Consider the following 24,832-nt stretch of genomic DNA (forward strand, 5'->3'; position numbering starts at 1 on the left):
GCCTTCCCTCTGGAACAGCGCTCTTCGGCTTTGCGCCGTACTTTAGCAGGCTTCGCGGTTTCAACCTACCGCCAATTGGACGGCGTTCCCCCTACCCCTCACCATCCCTGTGCTTTGGGTGGCGCCTGTAGATCGAGCCCTTGCCCTTCTTTGCGGGCATGGCACCGGCCTTTCGCGAGCGGCGGGCGAGGCCGCGCGCGACCGGGTTGGGCTTTGGCGTGCGACCCTTTTTCGGACTCAAACGCCCTCCCCGTCCTCTCCGCGCGTGAGCATTTCCGGGGCCGCCTTCGCGTCCGGGTTGGCATCGGGATCGGCCTTGCGCCCGTGAGCGGCCACCCGCGGCGGCACGAACACCTCCACCCCGTCATCCATGTAGACGCTGGTGGACGGGAAGGCGAAGGCGGTGCCTGCGCCCTCCACAATGTCTTTCAGGGCCAGCGCCAGCTCTTCCTTGCGTTCCAGCCACTCGCCCCAATTGGTGGTGTGGGTGAAACAGTAGAGCAGATAGTCGATGGAAGACGGGCCGAAACTGTCGACCCGCATGAAGGTGGCAACTTCGGGCGGCTTGGCAAAGCCGGGATGATTGTCCAGCCATTCCAGCGTCTTGTCACGGATATACTGAAGCTGTTCCTTGGTGGTCTTGTATTCCACCCCGACCATCCAGCGAATGCGCCGATGGGTCATGCGCGAGAAGTTCGTGACCGCCTCGTCTGACAGATAGGAGTTCGGCACATAGACGGGGCTCTTGTCGAAGCGGCGCACCAAGGTGGAGCGGAAATTGATCTGCTCCACCGTACCTTCCACCACGCCATCGACATGAATCCACTCGCCCGGCAGGAAGCGCTTTTCGGTCAGCACCAGCAGGCCCGAAATCAGGTTCTTGAACAGATCCTGCGCGCCAAGGCCCACCGCCACGCCGAACAGGCCCAGACCCGCCACGATAGGGGCCACCGGAATGCCCCAGAGCTGCAGGACGGCGCCCGCGCCGACAATGATGAAGAGGATGCGCAGCGTCTTGGCCAGCCAGTCCACCAGCACCGGTCCCAGCGCGCGCTGCAGCGGCTTCAGCAGATGGGAGACCGGCGTCACCACATTGTGCAGCGCCCAGAAGATGGCAATCACGATCAGCGTGCGCACCAGATTGAGGCCCGGACCTTCGCCATCGGGCTGGTCGAGGCCGACAATCAGCACGGCGATATAGACACCGATAATGATCGGGATCATGCGGATCGGCCCGGAGAGCGCCCGCACCACTTTCTCGTCCATCTGGGTTGAGGTTTTCTGGGCATGCGCCAGCAGGAATTTCGTGATCGCCCAGCCAACCAGCCCGCGTACCGCGAAGGCCAGGGCAACAACGATCAGGCCGACCAGCGCCTGCCCGACATTCAGGCCCAGAAAGCTGGTATTCCAGACATCGACCACAATGGCCCACAGATCGGTCATGGTTTCCATCATGCACGGCGCTCCTTTGCCCGGTGGAACTCGATATCGGGCCATTTCTCCTGAATGTAGGACACTTCCCAGGCATTCTTGGCCATGAAGACCAGCGCGCCATCAATATCTTCGGCTATCGCGGATTTATGCCGGTCGATCAGGGCTTCCAGCTTGTCACGCGGCCCCGTGATCCAGCGCGCAGTGTCATAAGGGCTCGGCTCGAAGGTGACGTCCAGATTGTATTCGGCCGCCACGCGCTCGGCCATCACGTCGATCTGCAGCGCACCGACCGCGCCGACCACGAAATCGCCGCCCACCTGCAGGCGGAACAGCTGGGTCACGCCTTCCTCGGCAAGGCTTTCCAGCGCTTTTTTCAGGTGCTTGGCTTTGAGCGGATCTTTCAGCCGCGCGCGGCGCAGCAGTTCCGGCGCGAAGTTCGGGATGCCCGCGACGCGCCATTTGCCGCTTTCCGACAGCGTATCGCCCACGCGCAGCGCGCCATGGTTCGGCACCCCGATCACATCACCGGCATAGGCTTCGTCGGCCAGCTCGCGGTCCTGGGCAAAGAACATGATCGGGCTGGAGACGGTCAAGAGCTTGCCACTATCGGTTTTCAGCTTCATGCCGCGCTTGAACGTGCCAGAGCACAGGCGCATGAAGGCCACGCGGTCGCGATGGTTCGGGTCCATATTGGCCTGAACCTTGAAGACGAAGCCGGCCACCTCCTTGCCATCGGGTTTCAGCTCCGGTGCCGGGCCGCCGGTGGCCGGCTGGGCTTCGGGCCCCGGCGCCACCTGCTTTAAGGCTTCGAGCAATTCGTAGATGCCGAACTGGCGCAGGGCCGAGCCAAAATAGACCGGCGTCATATGCCCTTCGCGATAGCTTTGCGGATTGAAGGCGGGGCAGACCTCGCGCGCCAGTTCAGCGCCCTCGCGCAGCTCGGCCAGCTCGGCTTCGTTCAGGATCGAGCCGATCTCATTGCCAGAGAGGGAGACGCGCTGGCTCTTCACCGGATCGGCGTCGTCGGCAGACGGGCGGCGGTAGACGATGAACTCGTCGCGTTCGAGATCGGCCACGCCCTTGAACCGGTTGCCCGAACCGGACGGCCACTGCATGGGCGATACATCCAGGGCCAGCTTGTCCTGGATGTCGTCCAGCAGCTCGGACGGGTCCATCGCCTCACGGTCCATCTTGTTGATGAAGGTGAGGATGGGGATATCGCGCAGGCGGCACACCTCGACGAGTTTGAGCGTGCGCGGCTCCACGCCCTTGGCCGCGTCCAGCACCATGATCGCGCTGTCGGCGGCGGTAAGCGTGCGGTAGGTGTCTTCGGAGAAGTCTTCGTGGCCGGGCGTATCGAGCAGGTTGAAGATCAGCCCGCCATATTCATACGTCATCACCGAGGCGGAAACCGAAATCCCGCGCTCACGCTCGATCTTCATCCAGTCGGACTGGGTGCGCCGGTTCTCCCCGCGCGCCTTCACCTGCCCCGCCAGCCGGATTGCCCCCGCGCTAAGCAGGATGTTCTCCGTCAGCGTCGTTTTACCGGCGTCGGGATGGGAGATAATGGCAAAGGTGCGCCGGCGCGACCATTCAGGCAGCGCGCTTGAGGGGGAGGTCATGGCCGGTCCTGGCTAACGAAACAGTTTCGCGCCCGGACCTAGCAATCAGGCGCTACGCGCGCAAGCGCTGGGGCGCGTGCAGCCACACCGCATCATTGGCAGCGCGGGCGCTGAGCATATCGTGATCCTGCAAGCCCTTTAGCTGCGTCAGGACGACCAGACCGACCGACGCCACGCGAAGCTGAACGTCCTCCGGCCCGCGGGCGGCATTGGGCCTGATCGCCAGCAGCGCATTGGCCTCGTCGCTTTTCCAGCCGATCAGGGCAGCCAGAAAGCGCGCCTTCTCCGGATTGTTGCGGGCCAGAAGCGGATCTTCGTGGATCGCCTCACGCACCAGGCGGACGGCCTTGCCCAGACTCATCGTCTTTAGCGCGTATTCGCCGAGCGGGCTTCCCGCCGACAGCGCGGCCCGCTCAGGATCGCCAAGACTGAAAACAACATCGTTGAACAGAAACAGCACGCGACCTTACCCCACTCCAATATCCGGTCTGCCAGCTCCACCACGGCTGCGCTGTCTGATGCAGCGCCAACCCTGGCTGGCAGGCCGGGCAAAAATCCTCGATGGATCCAGTGTGCCGCCCGCGCGTAAAAAATGCGTCACCGGCGCGTTGGGAAATCAGCAGTGTTACCGAGCGGTTAAAGGCCATTCGTCCCTCCCCTCGTCCTTCGAAACACTTCGCTAGCGCTCGTCCTCACAGATGAGGGGATAACAGGCCCTACTCCTCAACCCGCTCCATAAGGAAGTGGCGGCCCTGCCGGTCAATGATCTCTACCGCCCAGATATCAGGATCATCATCGCGGCGGCGCGCGATATAGCTGTCGGCGCGCGCCTCCTCGACGGGAAGCGCGCCAAGGGGCTGGGACCAGAGACGCTCGCCCTCCATGTCGCGCACCGGCACAAACAGCCGTGCCAGCCGGTCAGCACCGACCAGCTTGACCAGAACAACGCCGGCATCCGCATCGCCCTTGTGCAGCACGTAAAAGGACGCGCCCTCGCGCTCCGCACGCCATTTGAGGGCGTCCACCCAGATCCATGTGCTGAGTTCAGGCATGATTCGCCCTTGCTGGCCGGACAATTGCTTAATAATGTGTAAACCGAGGGGAGCGTTTCATGACGATACAGGCACGCTGGTGGAGTGTCATGTGTATGGCCGTAGCGATTGCGGTGGCCGTACCTTGTGTGTTCAGCCCGTCTGCTGGCGCGATTCCCGATGCTGAAGCCAGTGCGGCGTCCAGCACCCCGGCTGCGCCCGGCCGTATCGCCCGCTCCGAGGAGCGCACCCTTGCCAGCCTGACACCCGACAATCAGACCGCGCACCCGCTGGATGCCAGCACGCGCGAACTGCGCATTCCCTTCACCCTGGCGCCGGGCTCCGTCCCTGAAAGCGTGGAACTGGTCCTTTCGGCCCGCCCCGTCTCTGCGCGCTCTGGCGGCCGTCTTGAAGCCCTGCTGGCCGGATCACGTACGATCGCCCTCACCCCGCGTGCCGACAGCTTTGAAGCGCGCTTCTCGCTCTATTCAGACAGTCTGCGGGCAGGCGAGAATGTTCTCGTCATCCGTTTTGATGCAGGCAATGCCGATGGCTGGCAGGTCGATCTGCGCGCCAGCCGGCTGCGCGTGACGGCCCTGCCTTCGGCCGGACACGAAACGCTCGAAGCGCTCGAAACCGCGCTGGCCGCCCATTTTGCCGCGCCGCGCCGTATATTTGTCGATGCCAGCGGGTCGGGCCGCGAGCGGCTGGCTGTCGAGGCGCTGGTCGCACAGGGCCTCGCCCTGCGCATGGGACAGGCACCGGTCCTGGTGGAGCGCGCCGAAGCGGCAGAACTGGTGGTGCGCGCCGCCATGGACCCGCTCTCGCCCAACGCCTCCATTGCCCTTGCCGATCCCTACACCGTCCGCCTGGCGGGCGCTGAGACCACCACGGTAGCAGCGGCAGCGCGCCTGTTTGCCGCGCGCAGCTTCGTGGGAACGGAGACGCGCATGACACCGGCCACGGCCCTGCCTGCGCCGCGCCTGACCCACATCGCCCCCGGCAGCCCGTCACGGCAGGACAATCTGCAGGCGCTGGCCGAATCCGGCATCCCGTTTGCGCGGGAAAATGGCGGGCGGGCCGCGATCATTCTGGCCGGAGACAGCACGGCCGACCGGCTGGGCGCGCTTAGCCTGCTGTCACGCGCCTCGCTGGTTTCCGGATCAGCCTGGCTCTACGCCTGGTATGGCAGTGATGCGGCCCAGGCCCCTGCCGACCACGACCTGTTCCTGATGGGGCCGATCGCAGCCATTGATCCGCGCCTGGTCAGCGCCGCGCCTGCCGAAGTGCGCGCGGCCACCGAAGCGGCCAACCGGCGTGTCCCGCGCGAGCGCCGCTCCTACGGGTCCACCGCCTTTGCCGACGAGGGCAGCCCGGTAGCCGGCGCCGTCACCGGGATTGGCGCGCTCTATCGGGAAGCGGACGGGCGCACCATCGTGCTTCTGACCGCGCCGGAGGGGGCAGACTTCTCGCGCGCTGCGCGCCGGCTCGCCCATTCCGATCTCTGGCGTGAACTGCAGGGGCGCGCCGTCCTGTGGGATGCCGGCTCGGTCACCGCCTTCGGCCCGACCGCGCAGGCCAGTCATGCGCTCAGCGAACAGCTGATCGAGCTATTCCGCCAACATGACAGGCTGTTTGCCCTGATTGCCTTCGCGCTGGCTGTGCTTTTGCTGTTCGCGGGCAATGCCGTAAACCGGAGATCAACCCGGAGCGCGTAGTATCCGCTCCCATGATTGTTCTCGCCCTCGCCTCCAGCCTTGCCATAACTACCCCGGGCGACGATGCGCGCGCCGAAACGGCTGCGCGTCTGGCCCGGCTGGTTGAGGTTGCCGCCATCGACGAGGCGTGCGCGCTGCTGCCCGATAGCGAGCGGGCCATTCTCGACAGGGAGATCGCGACCGCCCGCCACCAGGCAGAGGCAGGCGGCATGTCATCGGCTACCTGGTCATCGGGCGCGGAACGCATCCAGCGGCGCTGGGCCAGCCCTGACTGCGCCAGCGCGGACGCACAGCGCAGCGTTCTGCGATACCAGCAGGCGCTCAATGGCTGGCTGATGGGCGGAGAACGCAGATTTGACGGCCACCAGCGCAGCTGGACAGCGGGCCATGCCGGTGACAGCGCCAGCGGCTGGATCCTGTCGCAGAGTGCAGACCATGACGGCATATCCGCGCGCTTTGGGTCGGTTCTGATCGGCGGGGATGCAGTTGTTCTGCTGTCCTTGCGCTCCGCGCGCCAGCCCGCCAGCGCGCTGCTGGTCATGCGTGATCTGGAACTGGCCCCCCGCCCGGTCGACTTCACATCCGGTGGCCGCCGCCAGCCGCCCGGCGGAGAGCCTCTGGCCGCGCTCGGCGCCCTGTCATCGGGGCAGCGGCGCGTCTGGACTAGCGGCGTGCTGCGCGATGCAGGCCAGTTTGCGCCGGACGGAGATGGCCGCACCGCCAGCTTCACCTTTCCCGCCGATACGCTGGAACACATGATGGCGCTGGAAGCGGCAGAGGGCGCGCGCGTGGACCTTTATGATGCTTCCGGCGCACGCATCGGACGGGTCTGGATTGAGATCGGTGCCTTGCGTCAGGCCCGCGATTACGCGCTGGCCGCCAACGCCGCCCGGCTGGATTGAGTGAGGTTCAGCTGGCAGCCGCCTGCTGGACGATGGCCTCACCGGCTGCCTGTGCCCGCCTGATCTGTTCATGGATGGCGGGCGGCTCCGGCTCGCTGTGCAAAATGCCATCATCCCCGGCCTGCACCACCGGCAGCGTTACCGTCACGGTCGTGCCTTCGCCCAGACGGCTCTGCAGGCTCATCGAACCGTCATGCAAGCCGGCCAGCGCATGCACCAGCGCCAGCCCCAGGCCCGATCCGCGTTCATCGCTCTGATGGGCATTGGCGGCCTGTGCGTATGCCTGCCCCAGACGGCTCACATCTTCCTCGCTCATGCCCGGCCCGCTATCGCCGACAGCCAGCACCAGCTCAGCGCCGCTGGCGCGCAGCATGACCACCACGGCGCCGCCATCGGGAGTGAACTTGATGGCGTTGGACAGAAGATTGAGCACGATCTGGCGCAGTGCCTTGCGGTCGGCATCGACCATCACGGCGCTCTGACGCAGATCGCAGCTGAGGCGGATATTCTTGTCTTCGGCGCGCAGGCGCATCATGCGCACACAGGTTTCGACCACCTCACCGGCATCGAAGGTTTCGCGGATCAGCTCGTAGCGATCCGCCTCGATCTTCGACATGTCGAGCACATCGCCGATCAGATCGAGCAGGTGCACGCCGCTTTCATGGATGAGATCGGCATATTCGGCGTAGCGCGCAGGCATCGGCCCGAACAGGCGCTGCTTCATCAGGTCGGAAAAGCCGATAATGGCGTTCAGCGGGGTACGCAGCTCATGGCTGATCGCGGCCAGAAATTCCGATTTGGCCTTGCTGGCCGCCACTGCCTCGTCACGCTCGCGGGCCAGCCGGTCAAGAATTTTGTCCTCGCGGCGCGGCACCGACAGCGCCACGACAAATCCGCCATCCGCGCGGTGGGCGCGCGCCTCCAGCGATACCGGACGCCCGCCTGCACCGCGCATTTCGGTGACGATAGACCCGCTGGCATGGCGCAGCTGGCGCTCAAGCAGGTCACGCCCCTCATCTTCATAGGCGAGGTGGGACACAGGCAGGCCGTCAATATCGCGCGGCAGGCCGGGCAGCAGATCACGCGCAGCGCGCGACATGGCCTGCATATGGCCGTCACCGTCACACACGATCAGTGCCGAGGGCGCATTCACAAATCCCGCCGCCAGCGGCTGCAGCCGCGCATTATCCCGCTTCTCATGCGAGAGCCGGGGCAGAAGACCGGCCAGCGCGATCAGCCCGGCAAGCCCCAGATACGCGCCCAGTGCCAGCTCCATCGATACGGGCAGGCCAAAAGCGGCCAGCTCCACCGCGCCGGCATAGACCATGATGGCCAGAGAGGCCGAATTGGCCAGCAGGCTGACCAGGGCGGCACCATACTGGCGGCTGGCAGACAGGGCCGCAGCACCGGCGAGAGCAGCCAGAACGGCGAGACCCGCCATCGCGCCCGGCAGCGCGGCCAGCGTCAGCACCGGCACGGCCCAGCTCACCACGATGAAGGCACGCGCGGTATCGCTCCAGCTGCCCGCCCGCGCAAGACGCAGCCCTACCAGTCCGGGAAGGCCGGTGGCCGCGATCAGCGCGCCCGCCTCAACGCTGGAGCCCAGCAGGAGGGCGGCCAGACCGGAACCCAGCCAGAGCGTTGCCCAGAGCGCATGAATCCACCGCGCCCGCGTACGGGCGATCCAGCTGCCAAGCCTTGCTGCCAGGGTCATCATGCCGCCTTAGAGGCTCCGACTCAGTAACATTTCTGATGACTGCAAGCTCGGCTCGCGGCGTTAACAATTATTGAATCGCGCTCCGGGCGAATAATCACTGCGTGCCACCTTGGACAAGAGCAAATTTCACGGCAAAGTGGATGCTCCCAAGCCGTATGGAGCGTTCCGGGCATGATTTCACCTTTGCTGGCGATACTGTCTGTTTCCTTGCTGCATGCGGGCGTGCAGGACGCGCCCGAAACAGCGGAGGAGCACGCAAGCGGCGAACCCGTGCTGGTGCTGGAAGAGGCGCCGCAACCCTCTGCCCTGCATCTCCATGCCGATACCTATGCCGCCTACCATTCCGATGTCGACGCAGCCGGACGGCGCGAACTGACCTCGGTTCTGGCCCTCGACGAGACGATGGACTCGCTGGCCGCCTATTACACGGATGGCCGGCTGGTCGACGCCCAGATCGCCTATGCCGCCCTTGTCGCCTCGCAGCACCCCGAATTCATCGATGCCGTGCGCGCGATTGCCGATTATTACGGTGCGGGCGTGACAGCAGCCAGCCTGATGAACGACCCGGTTTTCGTGACCGGTTTCATGGGCGCGGACACGGCCTCGCAAAATGTGGTCGGCGCGCTGACCACCGACACCACCACCATGAACACGGTGGCGAGCCGCTATCGCGAGGCCGCCTACGATCTGCAGGGGCAGACCTGGGCACGCGCCCGCGCGCATGACCGGCGCACCCGGCTTGAACAGATCGAGAGCGGTTCGGTGCGGCTGCAGACACCTTTCCGCATGGCAGAGAACGGCAATGGCCGCCGTCTCGGCGCGGCGTCCGATCTCTTTGGCGCCTCTGCCAGCGCACCGCGCCCCGAAGCGCCCGCGCCCAGCCTGTCCCTGACAGTCGGCCAGTCCCAGCTTCAGCCCGATGAACGCCGGGTTGGCCGCATCCTCGCCGTGGCAGCCCTGCAGTCGATTGAATCTGGCGATATGCGCGCCATGGATGTGCTGCTGGCAGACCCGGCTGTCGGGCGCTGCATCGTGTCCGCGCGCCTTAACCTTGCCCAGTGCGTGGCCGCCGGTCACTTCAAGTATGAGGACGCCTTCTGCATCGCGGAACATGCGCTGGAAGAGGTGGCAGAGTGCCTGACCACGACGCGCGCGCCGATTAACGAGTAGTTGTCGTTAACGCCCTGAAAACCATTACTAACTGGCGTTAATCGGGCATTTACCGCGTGTCCGGCTTTCGATGGAAATAGCCGGAAACCTCGCCTAGCCTCTAGAATGCGGGTCAGAATTTCCCGTGGAGCAGAGGCCGAGGCGAGCCCCATGATGTTCATATTGCGCGCTGCATTCTGGTTGGCGGTGGTCGCGGCCTTCGTGCCGCCGGGCTTCACTGCGGCTGGCGGCCTGTTCGCCAGCGACATGGAGCGCCTGCTGGCCGAACCGGCAGCGCGGGCAAGCGAGAGCCTGCAGGCCCAGACCGCACCTGCCCCGGCCCGCAGCCAGCAGACCGGCATCTGCGCGGATTATGGCGAGCTGTGCGATATCTGGGACCACGTTACCGGATTTGGCGGCTATGTCGGCTCCGTGGCCCTGTCACAGGCCGACGCCATGATCGAGACCGCACGCGAGGCCGAAGCCACCAAGCCTGCCAGGCAGACCCGCTAGAGCCTTGCCCTTGGCGTCTCTTGCGCCTAGGTCAGGCGCATGCAGACCGGCGACCCCATTATTGAATCCCTCGTCGACGAGTTCGACTTCCTGGGCGACTGGGAAGAGCGCTACCGCTATCTGATCGACATGGGCCGCGCTCTGGAGCCGCTAGGCCCTGAAGAGCATAGCGATACCAACAAGGTGCAGGGCTGTGTCAGCCAGGTCTGGCTGGTTCTGGACAAAGATGACGCTGGCAATCTCACCATTCGCGGGGATTCCGATGCGCATATCGTCAAGGGCCTTGTTGCCCTGCTGATCCGGCTCTATTCGGGCCGTCCCCCTGCCGAAGCCGCTGCCATTGATGCGCGCGAAGTGCTGGCGCGTATCGGGCTGGGCGAGCACCTGTCTCCCCAGCGCTCCAACGGGCTTGCCTCCATGGTGGCGCGCATCCGCGCGAGCGCTGGCGCGGTCTAAACCTCAAACGGATCGGCCACACGCGCTGCCCGCTTCAGACCGTAATGCACAGCCAGTCTTTCCAGTGCGAGGCGCAGGGCGGTTGCGCCTGCCTTGTCGGGCCAGTCGAGATCGCGCAGCGCCCGCTCCATCCCTGTCTCGCGGATGACGATATTGATGAGCAGGCGGTCCAGCCCCGGCCCCAACGCGGCCAGCGCGTCCATGACGCGGGTGCGGGCATCAAGCGCACGCGCTGGCGCGCCTGCAGGATCATGCCCGCTGCGCGGGCCGGAGCGTGGCACGCCCGACCAGTCGGAGGTTACGCGCGAGCGAAGGGTGGAGGCGTCGTAATCGGCCCGCAGCCTGTCGGCCGCCGTGACATGCACCGGCTCCAGCAAAGCTGGACGTCCCGGCCGGGCAACGGCATAGCGCGCCACGGGCGAGGCGTCGGCATTGGCCAGCGCCACCGCGATCCGCCCGTCCGGATCCATCACGCTGCGGGGACGTAGCGTGCGGTGCTGGGCGGCGAAGCGGCCCTCATCATCCTCATGGCTCTGTTGCAGGCGTTTCAGCCGGGCAAGGCCCGCCTCGGTGACGCTCCAGCTTGCCCCGCCCTCATCAGCGGCCAGCGTGCCATCGCTCAAGCCCTCCGCCAGCTCGCGTGCGCTTAGCACCGCCATCGGACGGCGGCGGCGATCCGGCCCGGCGAACACGCCATAGCCACGACCGCCCGGCAAAGCCGCGATACGCCTTCCGGGGCGCGCCAGCCGGATCAGCCAGGAGGGCGCGCTCACCAGCTCATTCCTGCGGCCACTGGAGCGCCCGTGCGCGCAGGCATGCCCACGATCCGGCCCGGAGCCGGCATCGCCCGCAGCGAGGTCTCCAGATCATCCATGCGCGCGTCAAACGCGGGGTCATCGCGCATATCCTCCACCTTGTGGCAGGCATAGGCAACCGTGCTGCGGTCCCGCCCGAAGGCCAGCGCAACGCGCGCCAGCGACATCTCGAAGGCGATATGCGCCAGATACATCGCAACCTGGCGCGCCTGCGCCGCCGCCGCCGTGCCGCGGCCGCTGGCCTGCACCGCCTCGACAGGCACGCCCAGGCTAAACGCAGCGGCCTGCCGGGCCAGCTGTGCCCTCGCGCGGTCTTCACCGGCCCGGTCTTCTCCGGCTCGGTCTTCACGGGCCCGGCCCTCCCCGCCGCGTGCTTGCAAGATATCCATGTCTTCAACTCCCTGCTCCAGAACGTGTCAGCCCCTATCGTAGGCACACACGCGAGAAGCGAGGATAATTTTCCTAATTATATACTTGAGAAAGCAAACGATATGTGCAAATCATCAGATGGACAGGCCGGTACTAAAATTCATGGGGTCCACATCACTCCTGATATAATGCGCGATGCAGTTGAGTGCATACATGTGTCGCTTCCCCTTGAGGGGAATATCGAGAGTGATTTAGCGAGAGATCAAGCAGAACAAGTTGTGAAAGATATCGCCGCAATTATCCTTGCAGGGCGATCATGCGGCGCTTAAACATTGCATGGGAGAGCGATCCCAAATCAGTGTAGGCATCGCATATGGCTTTCGATATTTGTTCGAAGTCCTGCAGTTTGTATATTTGCGGGTGCCCGTATATGCGCGTGAGCAATAGAGCGTCTGGATATGATTTGCTGACGGCCCATCCATCGTGAGCAATGCTGTTTCGAGATTTGTATGCAGCCCTTATCTGTTTTTTTAATTTTAATGAAAACTGTTCATTTTCTTCAGGAGTTGCCCGCCATTTGAATAAAGCCTCAACAAGGTCTAGCCGGGCGTTAAAAGATTGAATTTTCTCAAAAACTTGGCTGGCTACAGGATGGTTGGCGGGGGTCTTCACCCAACCAGGCTCTGGCTCAGGCACGTTAAGATAGTCCCCCATCATTAGGGCGTATAAATCGAGCAGACCCGTTTCCACCAATGTCCAATTCGCAATTATGTTGCCAATTTGCGCAGCCAGCTCAGGTCGCTGTAGTATGATGTTTGGGCCATGGGTTATGACTGCACCAGCTTTGCCCGGCTTGGATGATGGACGCATAGGTTGAGGCATATTCATGACTGATCCGAAAGATGAACAAGCGAGGTTCGATGACGCCCTCACGCGAATGCTGAACACGCCTCCGACCCCGCAAAAGCCTAAGCAGAAGCGGGGCAGCAAGCGAGTCCAAAAGGGTCAGGAAAAGCCTAGCGGTGGCGCTTAGGCCACTTCACGAACTTCAAGCCGCGTATCTCAGGCGGCTTTGAGTTCACCAATCCGCCGATAGGTGAGGCGCTTGCCTTCAATGGCGCGCAGCGCGGCATTGGCGCGGGCTTCATCGTTGACGCCTAGGCCAGAGCGGTTGTTGTAGCGAAAATCAAATTCGGCCAAGTAGCGGTGCAGGTGCTTCTCAGCGCAGTGCTGATAGACGCCCTTCATGCCGCGCTTGAAGATTGAGAAGAAGCCTTCGATTGTGTTGGTATGGACCGCCCCGCGCGCATATTCCTTGGCAGAATGGCGCACGGTTTCATGGGCGGCGTATTGCTCACCAACCATCGTGTAGAGCTTGCTTTCGTCGGTGTAGATCGTGGCTTCGCGCTTGATGTTCTGGAACATGATTGCGGCAACCGAGGTCTTGTTAGCCGTCTCGACGTGGAAGGAGCGCACGTTCCCGCCGCGCTCTACCAGCGCCACGACGGCACGCTTGCCAGAGGGGCCGGCACCGCCTTTGAGATACGGACGGCCATAGCGCTGGCGTGAGGGCTTCGGGTTTTTCTTCTTGCCGAAATAGGTCTCATCAACCTCGACCGGCTGGCCATTGCCACCCACCGGTGGCGGGTTGTCATCGCGCATGGCCTCACGGATACGGTGCGCCATGAACCATGCGGTCTTATAAGTGACGCCTAGCGTGCGGTGTATCTGGTGGGCGCTCATGCCCTTCTTGCTGGACGTCATCAGGAATGTGGCGAGGAGCCACTTGTTGAGCGGCACTTTTGAGCGCTCAAACACCGTGCCGACCGTCACAGTGAATTGTTGGCGGCATTCCATGCAGTTGTGAAGACCGGGGCGGTGCGCCTTGCCCTTCATGGCCGTGATGCGCTCCTGATCCGCATTGCCACAGTGCGGGCAGATAGGGCCATGCGGCCAGCGTTGCGCTTCAAGGTGCTCGCGGGCTTTGTCAGCGTCATGGAAAATGGGGTTGTCGAGGTGCATGGCCGTATCTCCTTGATGCACAAGGTATCATCGGCGCATGCTTTGTCAAGTATATAATTAGGATAATTTTCCTACATAGATTGTAAAACTCCCTCCGCGCTCACAAAATGGCGCGAGGATAAATTATATCAACGCCTTCCCAGATCGTTGAAATCAACTATTGATTGAATCTCAAATGCGGGACAACCCACATCACCACAAAGGACGATGATAGGGATAGCGTGGGGGATAAGGGAGGCTGGCCTACGCCGCCGGGCGGGTGAGCGACGGCCACGCAAATGCCGCTCTGCGCGCGTTTTGGAGGCAAGCGCCTGGCCTGCCGGCGGATCGGTGAACTCAAAGCCGCCTGAGATACGCGGCTTGAAGTTTGTGAAGTGGCCCAAACGCCGCTAGCGTTGCGATCCCTTTTTCATTCGATGTTCACCACAAAGGAACGAATTTTGTTGACATCCGTTAACAGAGCGCGCATTTTCTGGTGCAGCAATGGCTAAGCGGCCTAGGCACCCAAACAAGGAAATTGAGGCCGCTGTAGCATACTTGGAGTCCCAAGGATGGATTTGGGAAAGCACAGGGAAAAGCGCCCATAGTTGGGGCAAACTCCTTTGCCCCCAGAACGACCAAACGGGTTGCACAATTTACGTTTGGTCAACACCAAAAAGCGCCCAAAATCATGCGAAGGGTATTCGCAGAAAAGGCGAAAAATGTGCGCACGCAAAGCAAGGAGGCGAAGATGAATGAATTCGAATTTTCCGTTATCGCTTCTGGGTTAGACCCTAGCGATGATGAAACCATTGACCGCTTTTTTAAAGCAGGCTGCGATGACGCAACTGTTGCGTTCGCAAGAGGTGTGTTCATTTTGTCCTTCATCCGCGAAGCCGCTTCGTTGCAAGAAGCTATCGACTCAGCGGTCGCAAACGTTTGCGAAGCTGGTGCCGAGGTTGAGCGTGTTGAACCAGATTGCCTAGTGAGCCTTTCGGATATTGCCGAACGGGCAGGACTCACTAGGGCAGCGACGTCACTTTATTCGCAAGGCAAAAGAGGTTCAGGCTTTCCAAAACCAGTCGCCAGGGTAACGACGAATAGCCCCCTATACGATTGGCCAGAGGTCGCCTCGTGGCTCTCTAAGCACGCTGGTCTCGATGCGGCAGTGGTAGAAGAGGCAGTTATCATAAAGTCAATCAACGACCGTATTGAGCACGCCGCCGCTTGAAGCCGCAGCGCGAACTTTAAGAGAGGCGAGCTTATTTGCTCGCCTTTTTCTTTTTGTCTTCGTGCGTCTTGGGCGGCGTATTCAGCATGCGCTTAAGCGCCTCGTCACGGCGTTGTTCATTGATTTTTTTGAGGCTTGGGCATGTCAAAAACTCACGAGACTTTGGATGAAGCCGAAAACGAAAGGCAGGCTGCCTATACGCTTGTTGGAGAAGCACTTTCCTTGTGGAACCAAATCGAAGGCTCGTTGGCCTTTCTCTTCGCCAGCTATCTCAAAACCGACGCCTCCATAGCCATGGCATCTTATCACGCAGTGATCAGCTTTGAAGCCCGACTAGCTATGGTAAATGCTGCGGCTGAAAAGAAGCTTCGATTACACCCAGAGCTTTTTGATAGATGGAAGACCCTTTCCGGGCGCATTTCAAAAAAAGCAAAAAAGCGGGCAGAAATCGCGCATTGCACCATTATGATTATGGAGCATAACGGAAGATACACGGTAGAAGCGCTACCATACTGGCATTTTTCTAAATTACTCGCTGGGGCCAAATACAGAGGGCCGGGGTTGATGCCGGTTGCTCCAAACGGATTATCTCTTTCCCTGAAACAGCTAGATGACCGCATTGCCTCTTTTAAGGATTTAAATGCGCGCATTATTGACCTCAATGGGGACGTTGAACGAGCTTCACAGCCGCCTGAAGAAGCTCCCTAACCAGAAGCGGATCATCGCAAATGGCGCAAGGATAAACCTTATCAACGCCTTCCCAGATCGTTGAAATCAACTATTGATTGAATCTCAAATGCGGGACAACCTGCGCCGCCCCAAGGGACGCTGGCCGGGGATAGCGTGGGGGATAAGGGAGGCTGGCCTACGCCGCCGGGCGGGTGAGCGACCAGTTCCAGTAGCGCAGCACTGTCTGAGCCTTGTCGACCGAGAGCGTGTCGAACACGTAGCGCGCCTGCTCAGGCGCGGGATCGCCGCGCCCGGCCGCCTGCAAAAGCGCCATCAAATGCCCGCGCGACAGACCCGTTGCCTTGGTCAGAACGGCCAGTGGTTCGCCGCCGAAATCGGCCAGCATCCGGTCCAGAAGAGAGCGCTGGATGTTTGCCAGCCTCGCCATCTCGTCAATGAGTTCGGGGGCGAGGCCCGTGCGGGCGGCCTCTTCGATAGCCCCGTCGAGTGAACCGTAGGGCGACTGGTCGGCTGCCGCACGATTACGCTGGCGCCGCTCGATATAGCTCAAGGCGCGCCCGATCAGCTCATCGCGCGGCGTTTCGCTGGCCGCCAGCGGGAACACGTCCTCGGCGGCGTCCTGCAATATCGTCCGGCCAACGGCAAAGCGCTCCAGCAAGGCCCGGCGCTCTGCATGGCCACACTCCCAGAACAGCGTCATCGCCTGCGCCGGGCGCAATTCGGCGCGCTTGATGAGAAGATGGGCGAGCGCCAGCTCGCTACCGGCCATCTGCGCCAGCCGGTCAACGGTCTGGCTTGCGAGCCTCGCCCCCGGATTGGCCAGCAGCGTCTGAATCTCAGATGTATCGCCCGCCGACACCAGCGCCGCCGAGACGACTTCGCTGACATGCTCGCGCCGGGCGATGGCGAGACGGTGGCGCCCCTCCCCCTTGGCGGCAATCTCCATCAGGTCGAAATCGGTCAGGGCGCGGGCCGATTGCAAAATGGGCTCGGCAACCTCGTATGTGTCCAGCGCCAGACGCCGCAACAGGCCCGGCGGGGCCTCGGCCTGCTCTGCGAGCCGTCTGGCAATGCGCACACGCAGATCCGGCGCGGCATGGCGCATGATCTCTTCGAGCACATCGGCCACCACCCAGCGCTCCTGCGGGCTGACCTGGCTGGAGGGCAGGCACACAATGTCGGCAAGCCTGCGCGTCAGCCGGGAACGGGCCGTCACGCTCGGCGCAGTTGCAGGATCGGCTCGGTCCATCGCGGCTTGGCTCCCTGACGCGCGAAAGGCTGGTGGCTGCCAAGCTTGCCTTCAGCGCGTTAAGGAAACGTGGCAAAGCGCGCTCAATCGGCTTAAGAGGTCTCAAACACCGCCCGCTCGAAGGACTTGCCTGTACCCGCCATGCCTGATCATCGCCCTTCACCCGCGCCCGCGCGCCGGCGGCTGTTCAGGCCCGACCCGTTCTGGGCCTATATGGCGGTGGTGGCGGCCTGGTTTGCCAGTTTCGGCCTGCAGACCACCCTGTTTCCCGGCGTTATCAATTTTACCCTCGCCGAGAGCCCAGCCCGGCTTGGCATCGCGCAGGCTGCGCTGACGGCGCCCATGCTGTTCCTGCTGCCGCTGACCGGCGTTCTGGCCGAACGCGCAGACCGGCGCACGCTATTGCTGGTCTTTCACTGTGTGGCGGGCGTGTCGGCAGGCATCATGTCCGCCCTGCTATATGCCGGCATGCTCAGCTATGAGGCGCTGGTAGTCTATGCGCTGGTCGTCGGCTCGGCGGGTGCCTTCGTCATGCCTGCGCGCGATTCCGCCGTAAACGGCGTCACGCGTGTAACCCAGCGCCTTGGCCGGCCCTTGAGCCTGCAGCGCGCCATCGTGTTTGCCTCTCTGGTGCAGTTCGGCGCGCAGATCGCCGGCATGGGGGCAGGCTTTCTGGCCAGCTATACCGGCCCGGCTCCGCTGTTTGGCGTGCAGGCCCTGATCCTCTTCGCAGGCGGGCTGATTGCCCTGTCCATGCCGCGCCTGCCGCGCCCGCGCGAACACACAGAGCCGGTGCTGACCGCGCTTGTAACGGGGCTGCGCACCGTCATCAGCTCGCCGGTGATCTGGCCGATGACGCTGATAATGATTGCTGTTGGCGCGCTGGTTGTCGGCGGCGGCTTCTTTGTCATCATCCCGGTTCTGGTGCGCGATATCTATCTGGCCGGTTATGACGTGCTGGCCGGGCTGATGGTGACGTTCTGGGTGGGCGCCTTCCTGTCCAACATCATTCTGGCGCGCCTGCCGCTTATCGAGCGGCCCGGACGCACGCTGATGGTGGTTCAGGCCGCTGCAGCGCTGGCCCTTGGCTGTATCGCCCTGCCCTTGCCGCTGCCGGTGCTGTTCGTGACCATTTTCGTCTGGGGTCTGGCGGGTGGCGTTGCCATGTCGCTCTCCCGCGCCCTGGTGCAGGAAAACGCGCCCAAGCGCCAGATCGCGCGGGTGATGAGCGTCTATCAGCTCGGCCTGTTTGGCGGCATGCCGGCCGGCGCGGTCATCATGGGCTATGTCGTCGAATGGATGGGACCGCGCGATGCAGCCCTGATCCCGGCTGGCGGGATTCTGGCCGTGCTCATTGTCATTGTGCTCACCACACCCATCTTGTCTGTCAGGCGTGCCGATCCAAGTTGACCGGCGCGCCCCAGCCAAGGAGCCATCATGCCACGCCTGTCTGACAACGCGATAAGCGCCCTGCGCGCGAAACTGACGCCCGAGCAGGAGCGTATCGCCTTCCATGAAGGCACCGAGCCGCCCGGCTGCTCGCTTCTGAACGCGGAGAAACGCGACGGCATCTATCACTGCGTGGTATGCGGCGAGGCGCTGTTCTCCTCAGCGGCCAAGTACGAGTCCCGTTCCGGCTGGCCGAGCTTTTTCGAGCCTGTCAGCCCGGACGCCGTCGGCACGAAAACCGACTTCAAGCTGCTGATGCCGCGCACCGAATTTCACTGCGCCAATTGCGGCGCTCATGGCGGCCATGTCTTTAATGACGGCCCGCCGCCGACCGGCCAGCGCTGGTGTGCAAATGGCGAAGTACTGGACTTCCGCCCGGACCGGAATGAGAGCTAGAGTGCACGCCGTACCGCCCCGCGGTGCACCCTTTCATGGTCCGGAGCTTCATGCATGTCTGCTTTCCGTTTACGCGCCAGCCTGATGGCTGGTGTTGCCGGTCTCGCCCTTGTCGGTCTGGCCGCCTGCGAACCCGCCACAACACCTGATAACTCCAGCGCCGCGAGCCAGTCTGAAATGAACGAGAATGCCCCGCAATCTGCCCTGATCGACCGGGCGCTTGCCTTCACGCCGCCGAGCGTGGAGGCCCGCCCCGAAACCATCGAGCAGCTCGGCCGCACCCGGACCGATAATTACGCCTGGCTGCGCGATGATAACTGGCAGCAGGTGATGCGTGATCCGTCCGTTCTGGATGCCGATATCCGCGCCATGCTGGAGGCAGAAAACGCCTACTACAATCAGGTGATGAGCCCGCTGGCCGAGCTGGAAGAGACCATCTTCCAGGAAATGCGCGGGCGCATAAGGGAAGATGACAGCTCTGTGCCGACCCGCGATGGCGAATGGTTCTACTATTCGCGCTATCGCGAAGGTGGCCAGTATCCCGTCTTTGCCCGCCGCCCGGCCGACGACAATGGCGAGATTTCCGGCGAGGAGCAGATCATCCTTGATGGCGACGCGGAAGCCGAAGGCGTGGAATACTTCTCTCTGGGCGCATTCGAGCACAGCCCCGACCAGCGCTATGTCGCCTGGGCGGTCGATACCAATGGCTCGGAATATTACGAAGTGCGCATCCGTGATCTGGAAACGGGTGAGGATATCGCCACCCTGACCGATGAGGGCTATGGCTCTCTGGAATGGGCCAATGACTCGCGCACCATTTACTGGGTGTGGCGCGATGAGAGCGCGCGGCCCAAGCGCGTCTACCGCCAGACCATCGACTCCACCGAGCGCGAGCTGGTCTATGAAGAGGCCGATGACGGCTTTTTCATCGGCGTCAGCCGCACCGATGGCGATAGCTGGATCAGCATCTATACGGGCGATCACACCACCAGCGAGATCCGCCTTTATGACGCCAATGACCCGGCCGCCGAAGCCCTACTGGTGTCGGAGCGTGAGCAGGGCGTGGAATACTCGCTCACCGAAACCGGCGATGGCATGTTCATCCGCACCAATCAGGACGGCGCGGTCGATTTCCAGATCATGCGCGCGCCGGTCAGTGATCCGCGCCGCGAGAACTGGCAGCCCTTCATCGAGCACCGCCCCGGCACCTATGTGAACGGGCTGATGGGCTTCGAGAACTGGCTGGTGCGCTCTGAACGCGAAAGCGCCCTGCCGCGCATCATCGTGCGCAATGTGGAGAGCGGTGACGAGTTTGCCATCGCCTTCGAGGAAGAAGCCTATGCGCTGGGCATGAGCGGGGGCTATGAATTTGCCACCGACGAGATGCGCTTCACCTATGAAAGCCCGTCCACGCCGCGCCAGACTTGGGACTTCAACATGGCCACGCGCGAGCGGACCCTGCGCAAGGAGCAGGAAATCCCCTCCGGCCATAACCCGGACGATTACACCGTGCGCCGCCTGAACATCACCGCGCGCGACGGGGTGGAGGTGCCGGTAACGATCCTGCACCGGGCCGATACGCCGATTGATGGCTCGGCCCCGCTCCTGCTCTATGGCTACGGCTCTTACGGGATTTCGATCCCGGCCACCTTCTCCATCTCCAACCTGTCGCTGGTGGACCGGGGCATGGTCTACGCCATCGCCCATATCCGCGGCGGCACGGATAACGGCTATCAATGGTATCTGGACGGCAAGCTCGACCAGAAAGTGAACACGTTCAACGACTTCGTGGATGCCGGGCGGGCGCTGGCCGCAGAAGGCTATACCAGCGAAGGCCGGATCGTGTCCTTTGGCGGCTCGGCAGGCGGCCTGCTGGTCGGCGCGGCGATGAACCAGGCGCCGGAGCTATTTGCCGGCGTGATCGGCGCCGTGCCTTTCGTGGATGTGGTCAACACGATCTCTGACCCCACCTTGCCGCTGACCCCGCCGGAGTGGAATGAGTGGGGCAATCCGATCACGGATGAAGCCGCCTATGACTACATGCTGTCCTACAGCCCGTACGATCAGGTAAGCGCGCAAGACTATCCCCACCTGCTTGCCACGGCAGGTCTGACCGACCCGCGCGTGACCTATTGGGAGCCGGCCAAATGGGTGGCACGCGTGCGCGAGCTGCGTACCGATAACGGCCTTACCCTCATGCGCACCAATATGGGTGCGGGCCATGGCGGGGCGTCGGGCCGGTTCGACTCCCTTCGCGAACGCGCGCAGGACTACGCTTTCGCGCTGATGGTGGCCGGTCTGGCTGACAGCGAAGCGGGTGCGACGGACGGCGAAGAGGCTGCCGATTAACCGGCAGACCGTTCTGCGATCCTGATGCTTCAAGCCGGGCGGCTCTGCTGCCCGGCTTTTTTCTGGCTGGAGACTTGAAGGCGGCGCGGCCAGCAATAACGAAAAAGGCCCCGGAAAACCGGGGCCTTGATCTGTCATCTGACGTGGGTTGAGCGGATCTAGCCTGCCGCTGCTTCGCGTGCAGCACGCTCCAGCGCTTCACGGCGCTCGGCAGCCTGCTCATCATCCATCCCGACTTCGCGGAACTGTTCGCCATACTGGTTGAAGTAAGCCTGACAGCGTTGCGGGATATCGATCCGGACGCGGCCATCCTCATCCGCCTCACCGATAACGGTGGCGATGCGGCGTTCGGCCTCGACCGTCAGGCGGCATTCGTCGATCTGCACCTGCTCGCGCTGACGCGCGCGGCGGGCCACACCTTCGATCTGGCCGTTGACGAACTGGATCCAGCCATTGGCCTGGTTACGCGAGGAGGCAAAGCGCGCACCTTCACGGAACGCGGCCAGCGCGCCCTGATTATCATTGAGGTTGAAGCGCGCCGTACCCAGCAGCACCCAGGCTTCGCCCGGCTGGCGCAGGCCACCCCGGTTCAACGCCGTCTGGAATGCCCGGGCAGCGGGCTCCCACTGGTTGAGCTGATAGTGTGCCTCGGCGAGCACGAGTGCGGTCTGGCCATCCTGACGCATTTCAGACAGCTGACGCAGCACCGGCAGGGCGCGTTCAAACTCGGCAGCCTGGCGCCACATATTGGCGAGCAGCTCGACATTGCGCACATTGCGCTCAATACGCCCGGCATTCATCTCACGCTCGAGAATGACCGCGCCGCGATAGGGGTTGTCGTAGTAGCTGTAATACTGAGCCAGGCGCAGCAATTCCTCGCCCTGGGTAAACAGCCCGTTGAGATACATCAGTTTGTTGGCTTCGAAAGCCTGAGCTTCCTGATCGGTGCGGGCGAGAAGGCTGACCAGATTCTGCCAGGCCGTGCGTTCCTGCGGGAAGCGGTTCACCTGCTCACGCACAACGCGAAGCTCATCTACCGGACGGTTCAGCTGCTGGTAATAGACCAGCATGATCGGATACTCGTTCAGCGTCTTGTTGGGCGTCGCCTGATACCACTGCTCGGCATAGCGCAAGCCGTCATTGTACCGTTCAGCCTGCGCATAGGCGATGGCGAGAAGACGGGCGAGCCCGGTATTGATGGTCGCCCCGGCGGCAATGGCAGCCTCAAGCTCACGAATACCGTCGCTCACACGATCAATACTGATCAGAATCTGGCCGAGATTGATCCGCAGATCGCGAATCTCTTGCGCATTGAGGCCACCTGTGTTGATGGCGGACCGGAAATCCGAAATCGTCTGATTCATGTTGTCGACCATGAAGTACAGACGGCCGCGCTGCGAATACATCACGCCGGCTTCATAGGCGCTGGGATCCATGCCGAGAGCACGCGTGTAAGTCTGGATCGCCGCCTGGTAGTTCTCCGCCTGGGTCTGCTCCTGGGCTTCCAGCACGAGCTGGCCTATGCGTGTCGAGAAGGTCCGGTTCTCGTTATTCTGTTCTTGCTCTTGCTGGCTATTGCGGCGCTGCGCCTCGGCGCCTGCGCCAATCGCGGTCAGACCGATGCTTCCGGCAACCAGCACGGCCGCAAGGACACGCCCAATTCCGGTCATGCTCTGGCTCTCGCGGTTCATCTTGTCACTCCTGTAGAACACCTTGCGGATGGCGTGCTGACACGTGCGTCCGTGTTACTGGCTCAGATTATAGTCGAACTGCGTCTGCACACCGCGCCGCCATTGCGGCACGCCGTCCTGAACGCGCGGCTCGTAGCGCCAGCGCTCAACTGCCCGGATGGTTTCCCGCTCGAAAACCGAGTTCGTGCAGCTCAAAATCCGCACATTGGTCGGGTTGCCGTCCGGCGTCACATCAAACTCGACCGAGCAGCGCCCCTCAATGCCGCGTTCAGTGGCCCGCGGAGGATAGTTCGGCGGGATGCGTACCAGCGGCTGAGCGTCACGGTCGGACACGTCAAAGCTGATATCGCCACCTGCCAGCTGCGGCCGGTCAAAGTCCGGGAGACCGCCCACAATAGTGGACATGCTCTCGGTCGGCTGATCGGCGCGTGCGCGCTCGATTGCCGGCGGCGGCGGCGGAGGCGTTACATCCTCCACCTGGTCGATGTTCGCGTCACGTTGACGGGCCTGGATTTCCTCCGGGGCGTCGGCAATCGTGATCCTGACCTCATCACCCGCGTCGTCAGGCGGCGCGCTGTCCTCGAAAATGAGGATCTGCATCAGCGTGAAAAGGAGGAAGGTGACGATTGCCGCAAGCGGCGCACCTACAAAAAGACGGACAAGACTGGCCATCGTAATATTCCTTCCTGCCTAGCGCGGACGCGTCGAAATGGTGACCGTGACGCCCAGCTGCTGAAGCATTTCCTGGACGTCAAGAACAGTACCCACCGGCGCATCTGCGTCGCCCTGAATCATCGCTTCCGCGCGGGGGTTCTCCTGCAGAAGCTGCTCCAGCACGTTTCTGAGCTGGTTCATCTGATAGACCTGACGGTTCACCCAGACCTCGTCATCGGAGGTGACGGCAACGAGAATCGTCGGACGAACCCGTTCTTCGGTCTGGGTCAGCGGGCGCTGAACATCCACACCCGGTTCTTTAACAAAAACGGCCGTCACGATGAAGAAGATCAGCAGGATGAACACCACGTCCAGCATCGGCGTCATGTTCAGTTCGGTATCTTCGTCTTCGGTTACGACCCGGCTCTGTCGGCGCGCCATACTGAATACTCCTCGCTACGACTGACCGCCGGGACGGTCGCGATTGATCGACACAGGAATGCCGTTCGCCATCATCTCATCCCAGATCTGCACCGTGATCCCGTGATGCGCCTCGTCATGGGGCTGGATCAGCACCGCGGAATTGGGCGCTTCAGCCCGCAGCCGCGACACAGCCGCCATGACCCGGTCAACCGATGTCTGATCCTGGTTCACGAACACACGGTTCTGATCGGTTACCTGGACCAGAATAACAGGATTGGCGTCCTGCGGCGGTGTTTCAGACGGGGGAGGCGGGCGCATATCGATGCCCTCTTCCTGAAGGAAGGTCGCCGTCACGATGAAGAAGATCAGCAGGATGAACACGATATCCAGCATCGGCGTCATGTTGACGTCAGCGGAATCGTTCGGCTTGTTCTTGCGTCTGCGCATGGGATTACCCCACTTCCAGTTCGTCGGCCAGCTCGTGCACACGGCGCTTGGCCATGCGTTCGATCTGACTGGAGAAAATAAGTCCCGAAAGCGCAGAGACCATGCCGGCCATCGTCGGGATGGTCGCGCGGGCAACACCCGCTGACATCCCGCGAGCATCCGACGAGCCTGAAATGGCCATCACGTCGAACACCGCCACCATACCGGTCACCGTACCCAGCAGACCGAACAGGGGAGCAAGAGCCACAAGGGTCTTGATAAGCTCCACATTCTGATCGGCCTTCAGCTTGACCTCGGAAATGAGCTGGTCGCGGATGGCATGGGCGTACCAAGAGCTGTGGTCGCTACGCGCGCCCCACTCCCGGACCGCCCGGCCAGCCACTCCCTTGTGGGCCAGCCCGAAATAGGCCAGCCGCTCAAGGATGAACGCCCACATCACAAAGGTCAGAGCCATGATCCAGGTCAGGATCGGGCCACCGCGCTCCAGGAATTCCTGCAGGCCGGAAAAGGCACCTTGGAAATCCAT

The 24,832-nt window shown here is 62.7% G+C and carries 25 protein-coding genes; 10 read left to right on the forward strand and 15 right to left on the reverse strand.

Features of this window, described 5'->3' with window-relative positions; genetic code table 11:
- Positions 1–237: 237 nt before the first annotated feature.
- From AB6B38_RS07035 to AB6B38_RS07050, 4 genes are all read right to left on the reverse strand, one after another.
- A complete protein-coding gene (locus tag AB6B38_RS07035) occupies positions 238–1,455 on the reverse strand; it encodes a mechanosensitive ion channel family protein (RefSeq protein WP_371392116.1) in 1,218 nt (405 codons plus the stop codon).
- On the reverse strand, positions 1,452–3,056 hold the full coding sequence (locus AB6B38_RS07040; protein WP_371392118.1) for a peptide chain release factor 3: 1,605 nt from the start codon (positions 3,054–3,056) through the stop codon (positions 1,452–1,454). The genes AB6B38_RS07035 and AB6B38_RS07040 overlap by 4 nt, the downstream gene beginning before the upstream one ends.
- 52 nt (positions 3,057–3,108) lie before the next feature.
- The gene (locus tag AB6B38_RS07045; protein ID WP_371392120.1) at positions 3,109–3,516 is read right to left on the reverse strand and encodes a hypothetical protein; all 408 of its coding nucleotides are present in this window, start codon (positions 3,514–3,516) and stop codon (positions 3,109–3,111) included.
- Between the two features lie 256 nt (positions 3,517–3,772).
- Positions 3,773–4,108, reverse strand: coding sequence for a DUF1491 family protein (locus AB6B38_RS07050; RefSeq protein ID WP_371392121.1), 336 nt, complete (start codon positions 4,106–4,108; stop codon positions 3,773–3,775).
- 59 nt (positions 4,109–4,167) lie between these two features.
- Between AB6B38_RS07050 and AB6B38_RS07055 the strand changes: the two genes are divergently transcribed.
- Together AB6B38_RS07055 and AB6B38_RS07060 are read left to right on the forward strand one after the other, a co-directional pair.
- Entirely contained in the window at positions 4,168–5,805 is a 1,638-nt protein-coding gene (locus tag AB6B38_RS07055) for a hypothetical protein (protein WP_371392123.1), read from the forward strand.
- An 11-nt stretch (positions 5,806–5,816) separates the two neighbouring features.
- On the forward strand, positions 5,817–6,707 hold the full coding sequence (locus AB6B38_RS07060; RefSeq protein WP_371392125.1) for a hypothetical protein: 891 nt from the start codon (positions 5,817–5,819) through the stop codon (positions 6,705–6,707).
- Positions 6,708–6,714: 7 nt separating this feature from the next.
- Here AB6B38_RS07060 and AB6B38_RS07065 read toward each other — a convergent pair whose 3' ends face one another.
- Entirely contained in the window at positions 6,715–8,424 is a 1,710-nt protein-coding gene (locus AB6B38_RS07065; RefSeq protein ID WP_371392127.1) for a sensor histidine kinase, read from the reverse strand.
- 171 nt (positions 8,425–8,595) lie between these two features.
- Here AB6B38_RS07065 and AB6B38_RS07070 point away from each other — a divergent pair, with 171 nt between their 5' ends.
- The 3 genes from AB6B38_RS07070 to AB6B38_RS07080 all read left to right on the forward strand — a co-directional run bounded on the left by AB6B38_RS07070 (position 8,596) and on the right by AB6B38_RS07080 (position 10,542).
- On the forward strand, positions 8,596–9,594 hold the full coding sequence (locus tag AB6B38_RS07070) for a hypothetical protein (RefSeq protein WP_371392129.1): 999 nt from the start codon (positions 8,596–8,598) through the stop codon (positions 9,592–9,594).
- Positions 9,595–9,744: 150 nt separating this feature from the next.
- Positions 9,745–10,086 (forward strand): hypothetical protein, encoded by a 342-nt coding sequence (locus AB6B38_RS07075; RefSeq protein ID WP_371392130.1) that lies wholly within the window; start codon positions 9,745–9,747, stop codon positions 10,084–10,086.
- A gap of 39 nt (positions 10,087–10,125) precedes the next feature.
- On the forward strand, positions 10,126–10,542 hold the full coding sequence (locus AB6B38_RS07080; protein ID WP_371392132.1) for a SufE family protein: 417 nt from the start codon (positions 10,126–10,128) through the stop codon (positions 10,540–10,542).
- On the opposite strand, the gene AB6B38_RS07085 is transcribed toward AB6B38_RS07080, so the two are convergent.
- The 4 genes from AB6B38_RS07085 to AB6B38_RS07100 all read right to left on the reverse strand — a co-directional run bounded on the left by AB6B38_RS07085 (position 10,539) and on the right by AB6B38_RS07100 (position 13,748).
- Positions 10,539–11,315 carry a DUF6456 domain-containing protein gene (locus tag AB6B38_RS07085; RefSeq protein WP_371392134.1) on the reverse strand — a complete coding sequence of 259 codons (777 nt, stop codon included), beginning with the start codon at positions 11,313–11,315 and terminating at the stop codon, positions 10,539–10,541. The genes AB6B38_RS07080 and AB6B38_RS07085 overlap by 4 nt on opposite strands.
- A complete protein-coding gene (locus AB6B38_RS07090; protein ID WP_371392136.1) occupies positions 11,312–11,746 on the reverse strand; it encodes a helix-turn-helix domain-containing protein in 435 nt (144 codons plus the stop codon). Before AB6B38_RS07090 ends, AB6B38_RS07085 begins: the two co-directional genes overlap by 4 nt.
- A gap of 277 nt (positions 11,747–12,023) precedes the next feature.
- Positions 12,024–12,614: a hypothetical protein gene (locus tag AB6B38_RS07095; RefSeq protein ID WP_371392138.1), complete on the reverse strand. Its 591-nt coding sequence runs from the start codon at positions 12,612–12,614 to the stop codon at positions 12,024–12,026.
- Between the two features lie 174 nt (positions 12,615–12,788).
- Positions 12,789–13,748 (reverse strand): IS1595 family transposase, encoded by a 960-nt coding sequence (locus AB6B38_RS07100; protein WP_371392139.1) that lies wholly within the window; start codon positions 13,746–13,748, stop codon positions 12,789–12,791.
- Positions 13,749–14,478: 730 nt separating this feature from the next.
- On the opposite strand from AB6B38_RS07100, the gene AB6B38_RS07105 reads away from it, so the two are divergent.
- Complete coding sequence (locus AB6B38_RS07105; protein WP_371392141.1) at positions 14,479–14,958, forward strand: hypothetical protein; 480 nt, start codon at positions 14,479–14,481, stop codon at positions 14,956–14,958.
- Between the two features lie 141 nt (positions 14,959–15,099).
- Entirely contained in the window at positions 15,100–15,666 is a 567-nt protein-coding gene (locus tag AB6B38_RS07110; RefSeq protein WP_371392143.1) for a hypothetical protein, read from the forward strand.
- Between the two features lie 157 nt (positions 15,667–15,823).
- On the opposite strand, the gene AB6B38_RS07115 is transcribed toward AB6B38_RS07110, so the two are convergent.
- Entirely contained in the window at positions 15,824–16,897 is a 1,074-nt protein-coding gene (locus AB6B38_RS07115; protein WP_371392145.1) for a DUF2336 domain-containing protein, read from the reverse strand.
- Positions 16,898–17,038: 141 nt separating this feature from the next.
- Between AB6B38_RS07115 and AB6B38_RS07120 the strand changes: the two genes are divergently transcribed.
- From AB6B38_RS07120 to AB6B38_RS07130, 3 genes are read left to right on the forward strand one after another with little or no spacing between them, the layout of a single operon-like run.
- Positions 17,039–18,307, forward strand: a complete 1,269-nt coding sequence (locus tag AB6B38_RS07120; RefSeq protein WP_371392147.1) for an MFS transporter — start codon at positions 17,039–17,041, stop codon at positions 18,305–18,307.
- Between the two features lie 27 nt (positions 18,308–18,334).
- Positions 18,335–18,742: a peptide-methionine (R)-S-oxide reductase MsrB gene (msrB, locus tag AB6B38_RS07125; protein WP_371392149.1), complete on the forward strand. Its 408-nt coding sequence runs from the start codon at positions 18,335–18,337 to the stop codon at positions 18,740–18,742.
- A 54-nt stretch (positions 18,743–18,796) separates the two neighbouring features.
- A complete protein-coding gene (locus AB6B38_RS07130) occupies positions 18,797–21,091 on the forward strand; it encodes a S9 family peptidase (protein ID WP_371392151.1) in 2,295 nt (764 codons plus the stop codon).
- 158 nt (positions 21,092–21,249) lie between these two features.
- On the opposite strand, the gene AB6B38_RS07135 is transcribed toward AB6B38_RS07130, so the two are convergent.
- The 5 genes from AB6B38_RS07135 to AB6B38_RS07155 are packed head-to-tail and all read right to left on the reverse strand — an operon-like array spanning position 21,250 to position 24,832.
- Positions 21,250–22,782: a hypothetical protein gene (locus AB6B38_RS07135; RefSeq protein ID WP_371392153.1), complete on the reverse strand. Its 1,533-nt coding sequence runs from the start codon at positions 22,780–22,782 to the stop codon at positions 21,250–21,252.
- 54 nt (positions 22,783–22,836) lie between these two features.
- Positions 22,837–23,454 (reverse strand): energy transducer TonB, encoded by a 618-nt coding sequence (locus tag AB6B38_RS07140; RefSeq protein ID WP_371392155.1) that lies wholly within the window; start codon positions 23,452–23,454, stop codon positions 22,837–22,839.
- Between the two features lie 18 nt (positions 23,455–23,472).
- A complete protein-coding gene (locus AB6B38_RS07145; RefSeq protein ID WP_371392157.1) occupies positions 23,473–23,877 on the reverse strand; it encodes an ExbD/TolR family protein in 405 nt (134 codons plus the stop codon).
- 15 nt (positions 23,878–23,892) lie between these two features.
- Entirely contained in the window at positions 23,893–24,306 is a 414-nt protein-coding gene (locus tag AB6B38_RS07150; RefSeq protein WP_371392159.1) for an ExbD/TolR family protein, read from the reverse strand.
- Positions 24,307–24,310: 4 nt separating this feature from the next.
- Positions 24,311–24,832: a MotA/TolQ/ExbB proton channel family protein gene (locus AB6B38_RS07155; RefSeq protein ID WP_371392161.1), complete on the reverse strand. Its 522-nt coding sequence runs from the start codon at positions 24,830–24,832 to the stop codon at positions 24,311–24,313.

The sequence above is a fragment of the Glycocaulis abyssi genome (genome assembly GCF_041429775.1).
In the GTDB taxonomy this organism is placed as follows: domain Bacteria; phylum Pseudomonadota; class Alphaproteobacteria; order Caulobacterales; family Maricaulaceae; genus Glycocaulis; species Glycocaulis abyssi.